This is a genomic window from Streptomyces bottropensis ATCC 25435 (genome assembly GCF_000383595.1).
GTDB classification, from domain to species: Bacteria; Actinomycetota; Actinomycetes; order Streptomycetales; family Streptomycetaceae; genus Streptomyces; species Streptomyces bottropensis.
Genome location: NZ_KB911581.1, coordinates 2528598 through 2543884 on the forward strand (window position 1 = coordinate 2528598; position 15287 = coordinate 2543884).

Genomic DNA, 15287 nt, shown 5'->3' on the forward strand with positions numbered 1-15287 from the left:
CCGGGCGAACGCCCGCAGGACCGGGTGCGGCCGACTGCCGTCGCCGACCGGGCTCCGGCTGGAGGCGCGTTGCCGCCGGCCTTCTCCACCGGTGTGCCGCTACGCGGCACGGTTTCCGGCACAGACCGATATGACGGGGTGTCAGTCTCACTCTTTCGGGGCTCGTCGGGCCGGGACGGCCCGGGTAGGTGTCCGGCCGGAGGTGGCGACACCATGGAACAGACCGCGTTGAGACCCAAACCCATGCCGGGCCGGGAGTCCGGTGAGGACCGCCCGTCCGGCACCGCCCGGCGCCCGCACGCCGCACCCCGCCGCGCCCGGCAGCGACTGATCACCCTGCTGTTCGCCCTGGTCGTCTGTGTGGCCCTCGTCCTGTCGGGCGTGGGGCTCGGCACGATGGGCGCCACCGTGATCGGCATGAGCCGACTCGCGGAACCGCGGGCGGACGCGTCGGAGGCCACCGCCCGGCCCGACGGCGGCCGGGCCCGGCCGGGACTTCTGTCCTCGGCCCCCGGGCAGAGGAGTTCGCCGCCCGCGAGCCCCATGGCGGCCGTGCGCCCCACCCTCGGTGTCGACGTCGTCGACGCCCCCGCGGACGCCCCCGGCCGAGGGGCGCTCGTGGCCGGGGTCCATGTGCCCGGCGCCGGCTACAGCGCGGGCCTGGTCCGCGGCGATGTCGTGCTGGCGCTGGGCGGCACCCGCACCGGCACGGCGGCCGACCTCGCGCGGGCGATCGCCGCCGCCCGCCCCGGTACGGCGCTCAGGCTCGCCGTACGCCACGCCAACGGCACCCGGCAGTACCTGGTGGCCGTACCGGGAGTGAGCACCTGACCGTGGCGCGTCGCCGGACCGGGGTCCGCGGGCCGGATCGCGCCGGAGGGGCGAGGCCGGGGCCCCACGACAGCCGACGCCATGAAGCAATCGGCTCGCGTGCGCGGCGGCGGAGGGGCAGGATGCTGCCCGTAGGTCCAGGGAGCCCCGAGCAGACGGAGGCAAGCATGACCGGCCCGCCCCCGCCCTTCACCGTCGACGACTACCGGGCCCGCATGCGGCGCGCGGCACGGGCCGCCGCGGACGCCGGGCTCGACGGGCTGCTGATCGCGCCCGGCCCGGACCTGGTGTGGCTGACCGGGCACCGGCCGCCGGAGACCGAGCGGCTGACGATGCTGGTGCTGCGCGACGGCGAGGACCCGGTGCTGGTGGTGCCCACCCTGGAGGCCCCGGACGCCGCCGGGGCACCCGGCGGCCCCGCGCTCACGCTCCGCGACTGGACCGACGGCAAGGACCCCTACGAGGCGGCCCACTCCGTCCTCGGCCCGCGCGGCCGCTTCGGCGTCAGCGACAACACCTGGGCCCTGCACCTGCTCGGTCTGCGACGGCGGCTGCCCGGGACGACGTACACGGCGCTCACCGAGAGCCTGCCGATGCTGCGGGCCGTGAAGGACGCGGCAGAGCTGCGGCGGATGGCGGCGGCGGGCGAGGCCGCGGACCGGGCGTACGAGGAGATCCGGCAGGTGCCCTTCGCCGGGCGCCGGGAGGCCGAGGTCGCGGCCGACCTCGCCGGGCTGCTGCGCCGGTCCGGGCACTCCCAGGTCGACTTCACCATCGTCGCCTCGGGCCCGAACGGCGCCAACCCGCACCACGAGGCCGGCGACCGCGTCATCCGCGACGGCGACATGGTCGTCCTCGACTTCGGCGGCCTCAAGGACGGCTACGGCTCCGACACCTCCCGGACCGTCCACGTCGGCGAACCGTCCGCCGAGGAGCGCGAGGTGCACGACCTCGTACGGGCCGCCCAGGAGGCCGGGTTCCGCGCGGTACGGCCCGGGGCGGCCTGCCAGGACGTCGACCGGGCCGCCCGCGCCGTCATCACCGACGCCGGGTACGGCGACCGCTTCGTCCACCGCACCGGGCACGGCATCGGCGTCACCACCCATGAACCGCCGTACATGGTCGAGGGGGAGGAGCGCCCCCTCGTGCCCGGCATGTGCTTCTCGGTCGAACCCGGTGTCTATCTGCCGGGCCGGTTCGGGGTCCGGATCGAGGACATCGTGACGGTCACCGAGGACGGCGGCCGACGCCTCAACAACACCGCGCGCGAGATGGCGGTGGTCGAGTGACCGAGCGCGTACCCTCGCTGCTCTGAGCCCCCGGACGACGGCGCGACCATGACCCAGGCACCGACACCCACCGCGGACAGCGTCCGCCTGCTGGTCCGTTCCCTGCTGCGGAACGGGGCGGGCCGGGGCGGCGGCGAGCGCGCCGACGGACCCGACGTACGGCCCGTCGCCGGCGACGACACGCACCGCACCTGGTGGGTCGGCACCCGCCATGTGCTGCGCCTGACGACCGACCGGCACGCCGTCGTACGGCAGAAGCGCGAGCTGCGGCTGCGGGACCTGGTACGTCCGCACATCGGCGTGGCCGTCCCGGTGAGCGTCGCGCACGGGGAGTGGTCCGGCGCGCTCACCTACACGCTCGACACCAGACTGCCGGGCGGCACGGCCGAGGACCACGACGTCTCCGCGGTGGGCGAGGCCGATCTGGCGGCGCTCCTCACGGGGCTGCGCGAGGTGCCGCCGCGGCAGGCCGAGGCGCTCGGGGTGCCGCGGCACGCCCCGCGCTCGCTGGAGACACTGCGCACGGCGGCGGGGCGGGCGGCGCGGGTCCTCGCCGACGCGGACGAGTTCGACGCGGGGCGGCTCGGGCAGCTGACCTCGGGGAGCGCCGCGCAGCTGACGGCGCCGGGGGCGGTGCTGGTCCACCACGGGCTGACGGGCGACCACCTCGTGGTGAGCGCGGACGGCCGGGTCCGTGGGGTCCTCGGCTGGACCGACACGGCCGTCGGCGACCCCGCCGAGGACATCGCAGGGCTCGCCACGGCCGTGGGTTCTCCGGCCGCCGTCCGCGCGGCCACCCTCGCCGGGTACGGTGCCCGGCCCTGTCTGCGTGGTCTCTGGCTGGCCCGCTGCGACACGGTCATCGCCCTCGCGGAGGGCCTGCGCGGACGGGGCCGGGCTCCCCTCCCGGTCCTCCGCCACCGTCTGCGCCGGACCTGGGAGGCGATCCTGCTGGAGAGGGTGACGGATCTGCGGGGCGAGGACTGACGGGACCGGGCCCTCGTCCTGGCGCCGGGTGCCGCGCTCACGCCACCGTCAGCACCACGCACGACTCCCCGCCCAGGGTCAGCATCCCGTCCGCGCCCGGCGCCGACACCGGGTCCCAGGACGCCAGGACCCGGGCGTGCGGGACGCCGACCGGAATCGCGGCGGTCTCCTTGCCCAGATTCAGTGCCACGCGTACGTCACCGCGCCGGAAGCCGAACCACCGGGCCTCCTCGTCGTAGGCGACCTTGACGTCGGAGAGGTCGGGGTCGGACAGGTCGGGGAAGGTGCGGCGGAGGGTGACGAGGGTGCGGTACCAGGCCAGCATCCGGGCGTGCGGCTCGCGCGCCGGCTCGGACCAGTCGAGGCAGGAGCGGTCGCGGGTCGCCGGGTCCTGGGGGTCGGGAACGTCCTCCTCGGCCCATCCGTGCGCCGCGAACTCCCGGCGCCGCCCCCGCCGTACCGCCTCCGCGAGTTCCGGGTCGGTGTGGTCCGTGAAGAACTGCCAGGGAGTGGAGGCCGCCCACTCCTCGCCCATGAAGAGCATGGGGGTGAAGGGTCCCGCGAGGACGAGCGCGGCCGCGCAGGCCAGCAGGCCGGAGGAGAGGGTCGCGGCCAGGCGGTCCCCCTGGGCCCGGTTGCCGATCTGGTCGTGGGTCTGGGTGTAGCCCAGCAGCCGGTGCGCGGACAGGCTCATGCGGTCCAGGGGGCGGCCGTGGCGGCGCTCCCGGAAGGAGGAGTACGAGCCGTCGTGGAAGTAGCCGCCCGTCAGGGTCTTCGCCAGACCTGCCAGGCCCGCCCGCGCGAAGTCCTCGTAGTAGCCCTGCGCCTCACCGGTCAGGGTGGTGTGCAGGGTGTGGTGGAAGTCGTCGTTCCACTGGGCGTGCAGCCCGAGCCCGCCCTGCGCGCGCGGGGTGACCAGGCGCGGGTCGTTCAGGTCCGACTCGGCGATCAGGAACAGCGGGCGGTCCACCTGCTCGGCGAGCGCGTCGACGGCCGTCGACAGCTCCTCCAGGAAGTGCAGGGCACGGGTGTCCTTGAGCGCGTGCACCGCGTCCAGCCGCAGTCCGTCGAGGCGGTAGTCGCGCAGCCAGGCGAGCGCGCTCTCCAGGAAGTACGCCCGCACCTCGTCCGAACCGGGCGCGTCCAGGTTGACCGCCGCGCCCCAGGGCGTGTGGTGCCGCTCGGTGAAGTACGGGCCGAAGACGGGCAGGTAGTTGCCGGAGGGGCCCAGATGGTTGTGCACGACGTCGAGCACGACCCCGAGCCCCAGCTCGTGCGCCGCGTCCACGAACCGCTTCAGCGCCTCGGGACCGCCGTACGGCTCGTGCACGGCCCACAGCGAGACGCCCTCGTAACCCCAGCCGTGCGTCCCCGGGAACGGGCACAGCGGCATCAACTCCACGTGTGTGACGCCCAGTTCGACCAGATGCGCGAGGCGCCCGGCGGCCGCGTCCAGGGTGCCCTCGGGGGTGTAGGTGCCGATGTGCAGCTCGTACAGCACCGCGCCCGCCAGCCCGCGCCCGGACCACGCGGCGCGCCACGCGTACCGCCCGTGGTCGACGACCGCGCTCGGGCCGTCGGGGCCGTCGGGCTGCCGGCGCGAGCGTGGATCGGGCAGGACCGGGCCGTCGTCGAGGGCGAAGCCGTAGCGCGTGCCGTCCGATCCCTCCGCCTCGACCGTCCACCACCCCGGCCGCTCGGGATCGCGCTCCATCGCGTGTGTCACGCCCTCGCGGTGGAGCGTCGAACGGTCGGCCTGCGGTGCCCACACCTCGAACTGCACGGAACGCTTCTCCCTCGGCTGCCGGTGGTCCTTCTGGGTAGTCAGGGGCCGAGCCGCTCCGGGCCGTAGGGACACGTGCCGGAACCGCTCGCCTCCATCGTGCGCCAAACGGGATCTCCGCGCGGTCGGATCGCCGCTTTCGCCCCGTGAGTCGCACCACCGGTCAGGCATGTGTCCGGGGATGGTCACCGTTTACGGCTTGTCTGGACACCCCAGGTCCCCCTGACCGACAATCACACGCGTGACGTCGTCCTTCGAGTTCCACACGTACCCCGCGCGACTGTCGGACGCCGAGCGCGACCGCGCGCTGAGGGCGCTCCGTGACGGCGTCGCACTGGGCCGTCTGTCGCACGACACCTTCATCCGGCGGATGGAGCTGGCGCTCACCGCCCGTCGCTCCGACGAACTCGCCGTGCTCGTCGCCGATCTGCCCGTCGAGAAGCGCTGGTCCCGACTGGTGCTCGGCACCGTCGGTGCGGTCTCCGGCTTCGGTGTGAAGCTGCGCCGGGCCTGGCAGGCCGAGCGGCTCCCCAAGCTCCAGCTGCCGCACCCCGGGAGCGAGCACGCCCTGCGCATCGGCCGCGACCCCGGCAGCGGCCTTCGGCTCAGCCACGAGACGGTCTCCCGGGTGCACGCCGAGCTGAGCCGCCAGGGCGGCCTGTGGATCCTGCGCGACCTCGGCTCCACCAACGGCACGACCGTCAACGGCCGTCGGGTGATCGGCGCGGCCGTCGTGCGTGACGGCGATCAGGTCAGTTTCGGCCGCATGAACTTCCGCCTCTCCTCGGAATGACCTTCCGACCGATCCCACGGTAAAGCTCTGGCCTGGGATTTACGCAGCGAGTTTGTCGACTTCCCTTCCCTTCCAGGGTGTTGACGTGCGTTCTCGGCCATGACTGACTGTGTGTACACCATGCACACCAGGTGAACCGACGGCACCACATTCGTGGAGGTGTGTGCCCTGCCGCCACTCCTCCGCTATCCGACCGTGGACGAGTTGTCCGCCCGCGCGGCAACCCTCGTCGACCGGCATCCGCACCGCGCCCGACTGCGCCGCGTGGGCACCTCACGGGCGGGCACCCCGATGTGGCTGCTGTCCGTCGGACGGGGCGGCCGCCACACCCTCGTCGTCGCCGGCCCGCACGCCAACGAGCCGGTGGGCGGGGCCACCGTCCTCCGGCTCGCCGAACGGGTGCTGGCCGACCCCCGGTTGAGCGAGGGCGCCGACACCACCTGGAACCTGCTGCTGAGCCTCGACCCCGACGGCTCCCGCCGCAACGAGGGCTGGCTGTCCGGCCCGTACACCCTCGGCCACCACTTCCGGCACTTCTTCCGCCCCGGCTTCCTGGAACAGCCCGAATGGCTGCCCGACGGTGCCGCCGGCGCCGTCATGCCCGAGACCCGCGCCCTGCTCGACCTCCAGGACGAACTGCGGCCCTTCTTCCAGTGCTCCCTGCACGGCGTCGACGTCGGCGGCGGCTTCGTCGAGCTGACCCGCGACCTGCCGGGCCTCGACCGGCGCGTCGCGTGCGCCGCCGCCCGCCTCGGCATCCCGCGCGAGCTGAGCCCGTACGACACCCTGTACTGGCCCCGCCTCGGCCCCGCCGTCTACCGCATCCCGCCCCCGCGCCGCGGCGACCTGGCCGCCGCCATCACCGAGGCCGCCGTCGAGTCCACCTGGTACCACCCGCACCGCTACGGCACGGTCACCGCCGTGGTCGAGGCACCCATGTGGGGCGTGACCGCCGTCGAGGACGGCTCCCCGTCGCCCGACGCCGACGCCGTGCTGCGCCGTGTCAGCCGCGCGCTGCGCCGCGACACCCGGCTCCTGGAGGGCATCCTCGGCCGCGTGCGCACCTCGGTGGGCGGCGGCCCGGACGCCGCCCGGTTCCTCGCCCCGGTCGACGACTACCTCCTGGTCGGGCCGGGCCTCGCCGACTCCTGGGACCCCGACGTCCACGACGCCGACGCCCGGCCGCTGCCCCCGCTCGACACCGCCCGGCTCACCACCCTCGCCATCTCCGGCCGCCGGGTCGCCCTGCGCACCGCCGGGCTGCTGCACCAGCTGGTGACCCGCGCCGGACGCGACCCGGCAGGCGCGCTGCCCGAGCTGGACCGGCTCGTCGAGGAGTGGTGCGCCGACTACCGCGACGGCTACCGGGCGCGCTGGATCCCCGTCGCCCGCCAGGCGGAGTACCAGACCCGTGTGGTCCTCGCCGCGTTCGACCTGGCGTCCGGGCGTCCGGACGGCTCCCGTTCGGGTGAGCCGGGATGGAGTTCCGAGCCCGCCGTGCCGATGCACCGGGAATGACGAACCCCACCCGCGCGGTACGCGCCGGCCTGCTCGCCGCCCTCGCCCTCCTCAGCGTCGCCGCCTCGGCCCCCGGCCGGGCGACCGCCGTCCAGGGCGACTGGCTCTACGTCTCCCTCACCCGCGGCGACGCCCGCTCCTCCGACACCCGGGGCGCCCTGCTCCTGTGCGACCCGCCGCAGGGCCACGGCCGCGCCACCGAGGCCTGCGCGGACCTCCGCCGCTCCGGCGGCGACATCGCCCGCATCCCCCACCGGCCCACCCTCTGCACCCAGATGTACGCCCCCGTCCGCGCCACCGCCGAGGGCCAGTGGAACGGCCGACAGGTCGCCTACGAACGGACCTTCGCCAACGCGTGCGTGATGGCGGCCCGTACGGGAGCGGTGTTCGCCCTGTCGGACTGACCCCTCAGGTCCCCGTGGTCCCCAGCGCACAGGACGCGGCCGCCAGCACCGTGCGCACCTGATGCTCGACCTGGTCGGCCAGCGGCACCGGCCGGGCGCGGAACCGGTCGGCGAAGGACTCGCACCACTCGGCGACGAGCCCTTCGAGGAGGGGCGCCCCCGGTGCCTCGGCTTCCACCAGGACGCGCCGCAGCATCGCCGCGGCCCGCAGCGGCAGCCGGCGCCCGAAGGCGTCCACACTGCCCACGTACGCCGTCGACAGGTCCGGCACCGGCCCGTCGGTCCAGTCCCGGGCCAGCCCCGGCACCAGGGCCAGCGCCCACCGGGCGGCCCGCAGCAGCGGCCCCTCGGGGCCCGGCAGCCCGGGCAGCGCCTGAGCGAGCACCCGCTCCACCTGGCCCGCGTCCGCGAGGAGCCGCCGCGCCAGATGGCGCAGCGCCGCCGCCGGGGCCGGGTGCGGGGCGATGTCGTCCACCAGGTCGCTCGCCCACATCGGCACCTCGACGACCGCCGTCAGGCCGCCGTACCGGTGGGCGTGGTACCAGGTGCTGTGCCGGGCGTCGTCCGGCATGCTCGGGTAGGCGGCGTGCCCGCCGGGCCGGGGCATCACGAACACCCCCGGGCCGGACACCGGCCAGCCCGCGGCGTCCGAGGCGCCCCTCTCCACCGGTATCCCCAGCTCGGCCGCCGACTTGGCGAACGGCTCGGCCAGCCCCGGCACGTCCTTCGTCAACTGCACCCAGCTGCCGCCGAGATCGGTGCCGTGCAGGGTCACCTGGAGGTAGGGCCGCAGCTCGTCCAGCACACCGAGCAGGGCGTGCGTCTCGGGCGGCAGCCGGTCGGGCGGCAGTACCGACGGCGACCACTCCGGCTGCTCGGGACCGGCCGGCCGGAAGAACCCCAGGTGATAGTCGAACAGGGTGCGCGGCGCCGGGGTCGTGTGCAGACTCGCCCCGTCCGGGTCGGCGCACAGCACGAAGTGCCAGGAGACACCGGCCCGTAACTCCCGCTCCCGCAGGACCCGTTCGGCCAGCGCGAGCACCGTGGAGCCGCCGGTCGGCTCGTTCGCGTGGGCGCCCGCGACGACCAGGACCGCGCGTCTCGCATGGCCCACGGACAGCAGCCGCAGCGGCCGGCCCGCGCGGGACACACCGATCCGCCGCAGCGCGCACAGTCCCGGCCGGCGCACCGTCAGAGTCCGTGCCGCGGCCTCCAGTTCAGCCACCGTGGGATAACCGAGCTCCGACAGCAGACCCACCCCCGTCCAGTCCACCTGGCATCAGCATCCGCACACCCGGCACGGCCGGGTGGGGAATATGCCCAGTGTCCGCCTTTATGGGGGGCGGCGCCCAGGGGCGCCCGAGCGCATTCACCGATTCCCCGTACGAGAGCCACCGCTCCCCGCCCCGGCGCCGGGTGACGTCCTCCCCGTCACCCCGGCGGGGGAGCCGCCCTCACGCGCCGACCCGCTCCAGGAGCGCGACCGGTAGCGTCCCGAAGAGGTCCGCCACCCGCACGTCACCCGTGAACTCCCGCTCTCCGCCGAGCACCTCGGCCCACCGGCCCTCCGGCAGCGTCAGCCGGGTGTCCCGCCAGCCCCCGGCCTCCGCCAGCCGCAGCGACAGCCGTGTCACCGCCGTGACCACCTCCCCGGACCGGGCGAAGGCCACACAGTGCCCGGCCCCGGGCCCGTCCGCCGACAGCGGTACGTACGTCGCCGCGTCCCCGAACACCTCCGGCCGCCGCGCGCGCAGCCGCAGCGCGGCCGAGGTGAGCCGGAACTTCTCGGACGCGTCGGGGCCCGCGTCGCGCGACGCGAAGGGCCGGCGGTTGTCCGGGTCCACCAGCGCCCGGTACTCGTCCTCCGTGCCCTGGTAGAGGTCCGGCACCCCCGGCATGGTCAGCTGCACCAGGGCCGCGCCGAGGCGGTTGGCCCGTACGTACGGCTCCAGCTCCTCCCGCAGCGCGGCGACCCGGGTGTCCACGGCGGGGCCCCGTGCGACGAACTGCGCCACCGCCTCTTCGTACGCCGGGTTCTGCTCGGTCCAGGACGTGTGCAGACCGGCCTCCCGCACATGCTTCAGCAGGGCGTCCCGCAGCCGGTCGCCGTCCGCGGGTCCGAGCCCGAACGCCGTCTGCCAGGCCGCCCACGCCAGCTGCGGATCCGGCACACCTGCCCCGGCCCCGTCGCCGGCGCCCGTCACCTCCGCGAGGACGTCGCCCCACCGCTGCGGGCACTGCGCGAGCACCGCGATGGCCGCCCGCACATCCGCGCTGCGCTTGGTGTCGTGCGTCGACAGCACGGTCCCCGTCGCCGGCCAGTCGCGCTGCACCCGGGCGCAGTAGGCGTGGAAGTCCTCGGCCGACACGGCCGGGCTGCCCGGATCGCCCCCCACCTCGTTCGCCGAGAGCAGTGGCACATAGCGGTAGAACGCCGTGTCCTCCACCGACTTGGCCCGCAGCGCCGACGAGGTCTGCGCGAACCGGGCCCGGAACTCCGCGTGCTCCGGCCCGTCACCGGCCCGGCCCAGCACCAGATCCCGTACGGCGTCCACCGACCGGGCCTCCTCGGGCACCACGAACAGCGCGCGCGCCTCGGCCGCGGCCTCCTCGGTGACGACGAGGGAGGCGTCCTCGGAGGTGTACGGCCGGTACACCTCCATCCGCGCGAGCAGCTCGCACAGCGCGGTGCGCAGCGCCCACGGCGCCTGGTCGCGCAGGGCGAGCAGCGGGGAGCGCTCGCACAGGCGGTGCGCCACCCGGGTGAGCCGTTCCACCTCGGCGACCAGTTCGTGCGTGAGCACCCGGTACGCGGCCCGCCGCACGGTCGACTCCCAGTCGCCGCCCCGGTCGGTCTGCGCGGCCGTGAACCGCCGGTACCGGTCCAGCAGTTCATCGGCCCCCGCCGGATCCGTGAACAGCCCGTCGACGTGCCGCAGCGCGTCGTAGCCGGTGGTCCCCGCGACCGGCCAGGCCGCCGGCAGCGGCTCCCCGTCCGCCAGGATCTTCTCGACGACGGTCCATCGCCCGCCGGTCGCCCCGTGCAGCCGCCGCAGATAGGCGTCCGGGTCGGCGAGCCCGTCGGGATGGTCGACCCGCAGCCCGTCGACGACTCCCTCCTCCAGCAGCCGCAGGATCATCGCGTGGGTCGCGTCGAACACGTCCGGCTCCTCGACCCGCACCCCGATCAGCTCCGAGATGCTGAAGAAGCGCCGGTAGTTCAGCTCCGTCCGGGCCAGCCGCCACCACACCGGCCGGTACCACTGCGCGTCCAGCAGCTGCGGCAGCGGCAGTTTCTCGGTGCCCTCCCGCAGCGGGAACACATGGTCGTAGTAGCGCAGCTCCCGCCCGTCGACCACGAACCGGTCGATCTCCGCGCCCAGCGGCCCCCCGAGCACCGGCAGCAGCACCCGGCCGCCCTGTGCCTCCCAGTCGATGTCGAACCACCGCGCGTACGCCGACTCCGGCCCCTCCCGCAGCACCTCCCACAGCGCCCGGTTGTGCCGAGGGGCCATGGCCATGTGGTTCGGCACGATGTCCACGACGAGGCCGAGTCCGTGCTCCCGCGCGGTGCGGGCCAGCGCCCGCAGTCCCTCCTCGCCCCCGAGTTCCTCCCGCACCCGCCCGTGGTCGACCACGTCGTAGCCGTGCGCGGACCCGGGGACGGCCTCCAGCACGGGGGAGAGGTGCAGATGGGAGACGCCGAGGGAGGCGATGTACGGGACGGCGGCCGCGGCGGCGGCGAAGGGGAAGCCGGGCTGGAGCTGGATGCGGTAGGTGGCGGCAGGCACGACAGAGGTCATGCAGTCCTACGTACCCGCCCCACGACATTTGGAGCACCGTGACACGCGACGACACGTATCGCTTCCGGGGACGCGGGGGTCCTCGCGCATCACGGGGCACTCCACCTAGGCGGGCCTGCGGAAGACCACCAGACTCCGGTCCACCAGACTCACCCTCTCCCCGGCCGCCACCTTCGGCCCGTCCGCCGGAACCGCGTCCTCGCGCCCCGTGTCCACCACCATCTGCCACTGCGGCCCGTGGTTGACGGGCACCACGAACTCCAGCGGCTCGGCCGACGCGTTCACCATCAGCAGGAACGAGTCGTCGGCGATCCGCTCACCGCGCGCACCCGGCTCGGAGATCGCGTTGCCGTTCAGGAACACGCTCAACGCCCCGGCCTGCGCCGAGTCCCAGTCCCGCTGCTCCATCTCCTGCCCCTGCGGCGTGAACCAGGCGATGTCCGACAGCTCGTCGTGCGTCCCCTCCACCGGCCGCCCGTGGAAGAACCGGCGCCGCCGGAAGACGGGGTGGTCCTTGCGCAGCCACACCATCGCGCGCGTGAACTCCAGCAGGTCCCCGTAGACCCCGCCGTCGTCCCCGTCCCCCTCCTCGCCGCTGCCGTCGGACGGCCACGGCACCCACGACAACTCGTTGTCCTGGCAGTAGGCGTTGTTGTTGCCGCCCTGCGTACGCGCGAACTCGTCCCCGTGGCTGAGCATCGGCACGCCCTGCGACAGCATCAGGGTGGCGATGAAGTTCCGCATCTGGCGGACGCGCAGCGCGATCACCCCGGGGTCGTCGGTCTCGCCCTCGGCCCCGCAGTTCCAGGACCGGTTGTGGCTCTCCCCGTCCCGGTTGTCCTCGCCGTTGGCGTCGTTGTGCTTCTCGTTGTAGGAGACCAGGTCCCGCATCGTGAAGCCGTCGTGGCAGGTCACGAAGTTGATGGAGGCCAGCGGGCGCCGCCCGTCGTCCTGGTACAGGTCGGAGGAGCCGGTCAGCCGGGACGCGAACTCCGCGAGCGTGCGCGGCTCGCCGCGCCACAGGTCCCGCACGGTGTCGCGGTACTTGCCGTTCCACTCGGTCCACAGCGGCGGGAAGTTCCCCACCTGGTAGCCGCCCTCGCCGACGTCCCAGGGCTCGGCGATCAGCTTCACCTGCGAGACCACCGGGTCCTGCTGGACGAGGTCGAAGAACGACGACAGCCGGTCCACCTCGTGGAACTGCCGGGCCAGCGTCGCCGCGAGGTCGAAGCGGAAGCCGTCGACATGCATCTCGGTGACCCAGTACCGCAGCGAGTCCATGATCAGCTGCAGGACGTGCGGCGACCGCATCAGCAGGGAGTTGCCCGTGCCCGTGGTGTCCATGTAGTAGCGCGGGTCGTCCGTGAGCCGGTAGTACGACGGGTTGTCGAGGCCCTTGAAGGAGAGCGTCGGCCCCAGGTGGTTGCCCTCGGCGGTGTGGTTGTAGACCACGTCGAGGATGACCTCGATCCCCGCCTCGTGCAGCGCCCGCACCGCCGACTTGAACTCCAGCACCTGCTGCCCCCGGTCGCCCCAGGAGGCGTACGCGTTGTGCGGGGCGAAGAAGCCGATCGTGTTGTAGCCCCAGTAGTTGCAGAGGCCCATGTCGGCGAGCCGGTGGTCGTTCACGAACTGGTGTACGGGCATCAGCTCCAGTGCCGTGACGCCCAGCGCGGTCAGATGCTCGATGATCGCCGGGTGGGCGAGCGCCGCGTACGTGCCGCGCAGTTCCTCGGGCAGCCCCGGGTGGCGCATGGTGAGGCCCTTGACGTGGGCCTCGTAGATCACCGTGTGGTGGTACTCGGTGCGGGGCCGCCGGTCGTCGCCCCAGTCGAAGTAGGGGTTCACCACGACGGACGTCATCATGTGGGGCGCCGAGTCGAGGTCGTTGCGCTCCTCGGGCGCCCCGAAGCGGTAGCCGTACACCTCCTCGCCCCACTTGACCGCGCCGCTGATGGCACGCGCGTACGGGTCGAGGAGCAGCTTCGCGGAGTTGGAGCGCAGCCCGCGCTCCGGCGCGTACGGGCCGTGCACGCGGAAGCCGTACCGCTGTCCCGGCATCACGCCGGGCAGGTACGCGTGCCGCACGAACGCGTCCGTCTCGCGCAGTTCCACCGCCGTCTCGGAGCCGTCGTCGTCCAGCAGACACAGCTCGACTCGATGCGCGGCCTCCGAGAAGACCGCGAAGTTGGTACCGGCGCCGTCGTACGTGGCACCGAGTGGATACGCCTGTCCAGGCCAGACCTGCATGGATACGACTCTTCCAGTTGTCGCGCGCCGCTGGGGGCGACTCCGAGGGGAGTCTCCCCCAAACTGATGGAACCTCCTAGGACATACGTCCCTCCTGCCCAGTGCGGGACACTTCGTGACGCTCCGGAGGCCGCCAGTGTCGGGTCCTCGCCGCCGACCGCCTATGAATCAGCTCACTCCCGGCCCGGCAACGGGGCGGAACAGGGCCGTCACGTCCGGCAGTTGGGAAAGGACCTGCCCATCCGGCTGTATCGTCATCCGCTACCGGAGTACCCTCCTTGATCGTTGAGTAGGGGTCGGCTCAGGGGAGCGGAAGGCGGTACGCGGGTGGGCTCGGGAGGGCTGGAGCTGCCTCCTGGTGACACGGGCGACACGGGTCACGAGGGGAACTCCACGGATGTCCCGCCCGGCGCGGTGTCCCTGGCACGGCCGATGGAGACGGGATCCATCGGCCCGGAACTGGACTGGAACGCCGACGCCTGGCTCGAAGTGCGCACCCGCGCCCAGCGGGCCGGCCGCGCCTACATCTGGCTGAACCTCGTCGAACAGCGGCTGCGCGCCGTGGTGGCCGCGGTGCTGCGGCCCGTCTACGAGCCCGTCCACGGCGACGACTGGGTGGTCGCCGCCGCCGGACCCGCGGGTCAGGAGTGGGTGCAGCGTGCCGTCGCCGTACGCGAGGTCAGCCGCCGCAAGGGCTATCTGCTCGACCCCGCCGACGACAACACCCTGAGCTTTCTCACCCTGCCCCAGCTGCGCGAGCTGATGGTGCAGCACTGGCCCTGCTTCGAGCCCTACATCGACGAGCGGCGCGACGTGGAACTGGCTCTGGACGAGCTGGAGGTCACCCGGAACGTCGTCTCCCGCAACCGGGCCCTGTCCGAGGCCGTCCTCGCCCAGGCCGAGCGTGCCTCGGCGAAGCTGCTGGAGATCCTGGGCGCGGGCAGCGACGTGCCCTCCGCGCGCCGGCTGCCCGTCGACGCGGTCGAGGAGCTGGTCGGCGACCGGTACGCGGACGTGGTCGGCGTCCACCCCGACCGGGTGCGGCTGCTGCGGCAGTTCCCCGCCGAGGACCTGTTCGGCGGCGCCCGCCGCCTCGACGCCATCGGCATAGGCCTGAACCTGCTCGTGCAGAACTTCTCCGGGCGGCGGCTCGTGCGGCTCGCCGAGTCGGGCTGCCGGGCGCGGCTGCTCTTCCTCAACCCGGCGTCCAGCGCGGTCAAGCGGCGCGAGCGCGAACTGGGCATAAAGAGGGGTGAGTTGAGCCGCGCGGTGGAGATGAACATCCTCCATATGCGCCGGGTCCGCTCGCGGCTGCGCGATCCCGACGCCTTCGAGATCCAGGTCTTCGACGAGACGCCGCGCTTCACCGCCTACCTCGTGGACGGCGACGGCTCGGACGGGGTCGCGGTCGTCCAGACGTATCTGCGCCGCACCCGGGGCATGGAGGCGCCGGTCCTCGTGCTGCGCGGCGGCAGCCGGGTCCTCAAAGCCGGCGACAACGGCGAATTCGGTCTTTTGGACACCTACCGGGAGGAGTTCGAAGTGGCGTGGGCGGACTCGCGACCGGTGTCGTGAGCCGGGCGTGACGCGGGCCGTGACGTGGTGGCGCGGCGTCGGGCGGAACGCGGT

The 15287-nt window shown here is 73.8% G+C and carries 11 protein-coding genes; 7 read left to right on the forward strand and 4 right to left on the reverse strand.

Annotated features, from left to right (window positions below; all coding sequences use genetic code 11):
* Window positions 1–213: 213 nt before the first annotated feature.
* The 3 genes from STRBO_RS0111140 to STRBO_RS0111150 all read left to right on the forward strand — a co-directional run bounded on the left by STRBO_RS0111140 (window position 214) and on the right by STRBO_RS0111150 (window position 3107).
* Window positions 214–831: a PDZ domain-containing protein gene (locus tag STRBO_RS0111140; protein ID WP_005481972.1), complete on the forward strand. Its 618-nt coding sequence runs from the start codon at window positions 214–216 to the stop codon at window positions 829–831.
* A gap of 167 nt (window positions 832–998) precedes the next feature.
* Window positions 999–2120, forward strand: coding sequence for an aminopeptidase P family protein (locus STRBO_RS0111145; protein WP_005481973.1), 1122 nt, complete (start codon window positions 999–1001; stop codon window positions 2118–2120).
* A gap of 48 nt (window positions 2121–2168) precedes the next feature.
* Window positions 2169–3107 carry an aminoglycoside phosphotransferase family protein gene (locus STRBO_RS0111150; RefSeq protein ID WP_005481974.1) on the forward strand — a complete coding sequence of 313 codons (939 nt, stop codon included), beginning with the start codon at window positions 2169–2171 and terminating at the stop codon, window positions 3105–3107.
* A gap of 37 nt (window positions 3108–3144) precedes the next feature.
* Here the strand turns inward: STRBO_RS0111150 and treZ are convergent, their stop codons facing one another.
* Window positions 3145–4890, reverse strand: a complete 1746-nt coding sequence (gene treZ / locus STRBO_RS0111155; protein ID WP_020114201.1) for a malto-oligosyltrehalose trehalohydrolase — start codon at window positions 4888–4890, stop codon at window positions 3145–3147.
* A gap of 241 nt (window positions 4891–5131) precedes the next feature.
* On the opposite strand from treZ, the gene STRBO_RS0111160 reads away from it, so the two are divergent.
* The 3 genes from STRBO_RS0111160 (at window position 5132) to STRBO_RS0111170 (ending at window position 7605) form a co-directional block, all read left to right on the forward strand.
* A complete protein-coding gene (locus STRBO_RS0111160) occupies window positions 5132–5683 on the forward strand; it encodes an FHA domain-containing protein (protein WP_005481978.1) in 552 nt (183 codons plus the stop codon).
* Window positions 5684–5878: 195 nt separating this feature from the next.
* The gene (locus STRBO_RS0111165; protein ID WP_381213701.1) at window positions 5879–7201 is read left to right on the forward strand and encodes a M14 family zinc carboxypeptidase; all 1323 of its coding nucleotides are present in this window, start codon (window positions 5879–5881) and stop codon (window positions 7199–7201) included.
* Window positions 7198–7605 (forward strand): SSI family serine proteinase inhibitor, encoded by a 408-nt coding sequence (locus STRBO_RS0111170; RefSeq protein ID WP_005481981.1) that lies wholly within the window; start codon window positions 7198–7200, stop codon window positions 7603–7605. Before STRBO_RS0111165 ends, STRBO_RS0111170 begins: the two co-directional genes overlap by 4 nt.
* A gap of 4 nt (window positions 7606–7609) precedes the next feature.
* Here STRBO_RS0111170 and STRBO_RS0111175 read toward each other — a convergent pair whose 3' ends face one another.
* The 3 genes from STRBO_RS0111175 to glgX form a co-directional block, all read right to left on the reverse strand.
* The gene (locus STRBO_RS0111175) at window positions 7610–8863 is read right to left on the reverse strand and encodes a M14 family zinc carboxypeptidase (protein WP_028796588.1); all 1254 of its coding nucleotides are present in this window, start codon (window positions 8861–8863) and stop codon (window positions 7610–7612) included.
* A 196-nt stretch (window positions 8864–9059) separates the two neighbouring features.
* A complete protein-coding gene (gene treY / locus STRBO_RS0111180; RefSeq protein ID WP_005481983.1) occupies window positions 9060–11408 on the reverse strand; it encodes a malto-oligosyltrehalose synthase in 2349 nt (782 codons plus the stop codon).
* Window positions 11409–11513: 105 nt separating this feature from the next.
* Window positions 11514–13658, reverse strand: coding sequence for a glycogen debranching protein GlgX (gene glgX, locus STRBO_RS0111185; RefSeq protein WP_005481984.1), 2145 nt, complete (start codon window positions 13656–13658; stop codon window positions 11514–11516).
* A gap of 327 nt (window positions 13659–13985) precedes the next feature.
* Here glgX and STRBO_RS0111190 point away from each other — a divergent pair, with 327 nt between their 5' ends.
* Complete coding sequence (locus tag STRBO_RS0111190) at window positions 13986–15233, forward strand: SAV2148 family HEPN domain-containing protein (RefSeq protein WP_020114204.1); 1248 nt, start codon at window positions 13986–13988, stop codon at window positions 15231–15233.
* Window positions 15234–15287: the final 54 nt, after the last annotated feature.

Bases quoted from the DNA above. Each gene is read 5' to 3' on its own strand.
- STRBO_RS0111140 (WP_005481972.1), top strand. From the start codon at position 214: ATGGAACAGACCGCGTTGAGACCCAAACCCATGCCGGGCCGGGAGTCC.
- STRBO_RS0111145 (WP_005481973.1), top strand. From the start codon at position 999: ATGACCGGCCCGCCCCCGCCCTTCACCGTCGACGACTACCGGGCCCGC.
- STRBO_RS0111150 (WP_005481974.1), top strand. From the start codon at position 2,169: ATGACCCAGGCACCGACACCCACCGCGGACAGCGTCCGCCTGCTGGTC.
- STRBO_RS0111170 (WP_005481981.1), top strand. From the start codon at position 7,198: ATGACGAACCCCACCCGCGCGGTACGCGCCGGCCTGCTCGCCGCCCTC.
- treY (WP_005481983.1), bottom strand. From the start codon at position 11,408: ATGACCTCTGTCGTGCCTGCCGCCACCTACCGCATCCAGCTCCAGCCC.
- glgX (WP_005481984.1), bottom strand. From the start codon at position 13,658: ATGCAGGTCTGGCCTGGACAGGCGTATCCACTCGGTGCCACGTACGAC.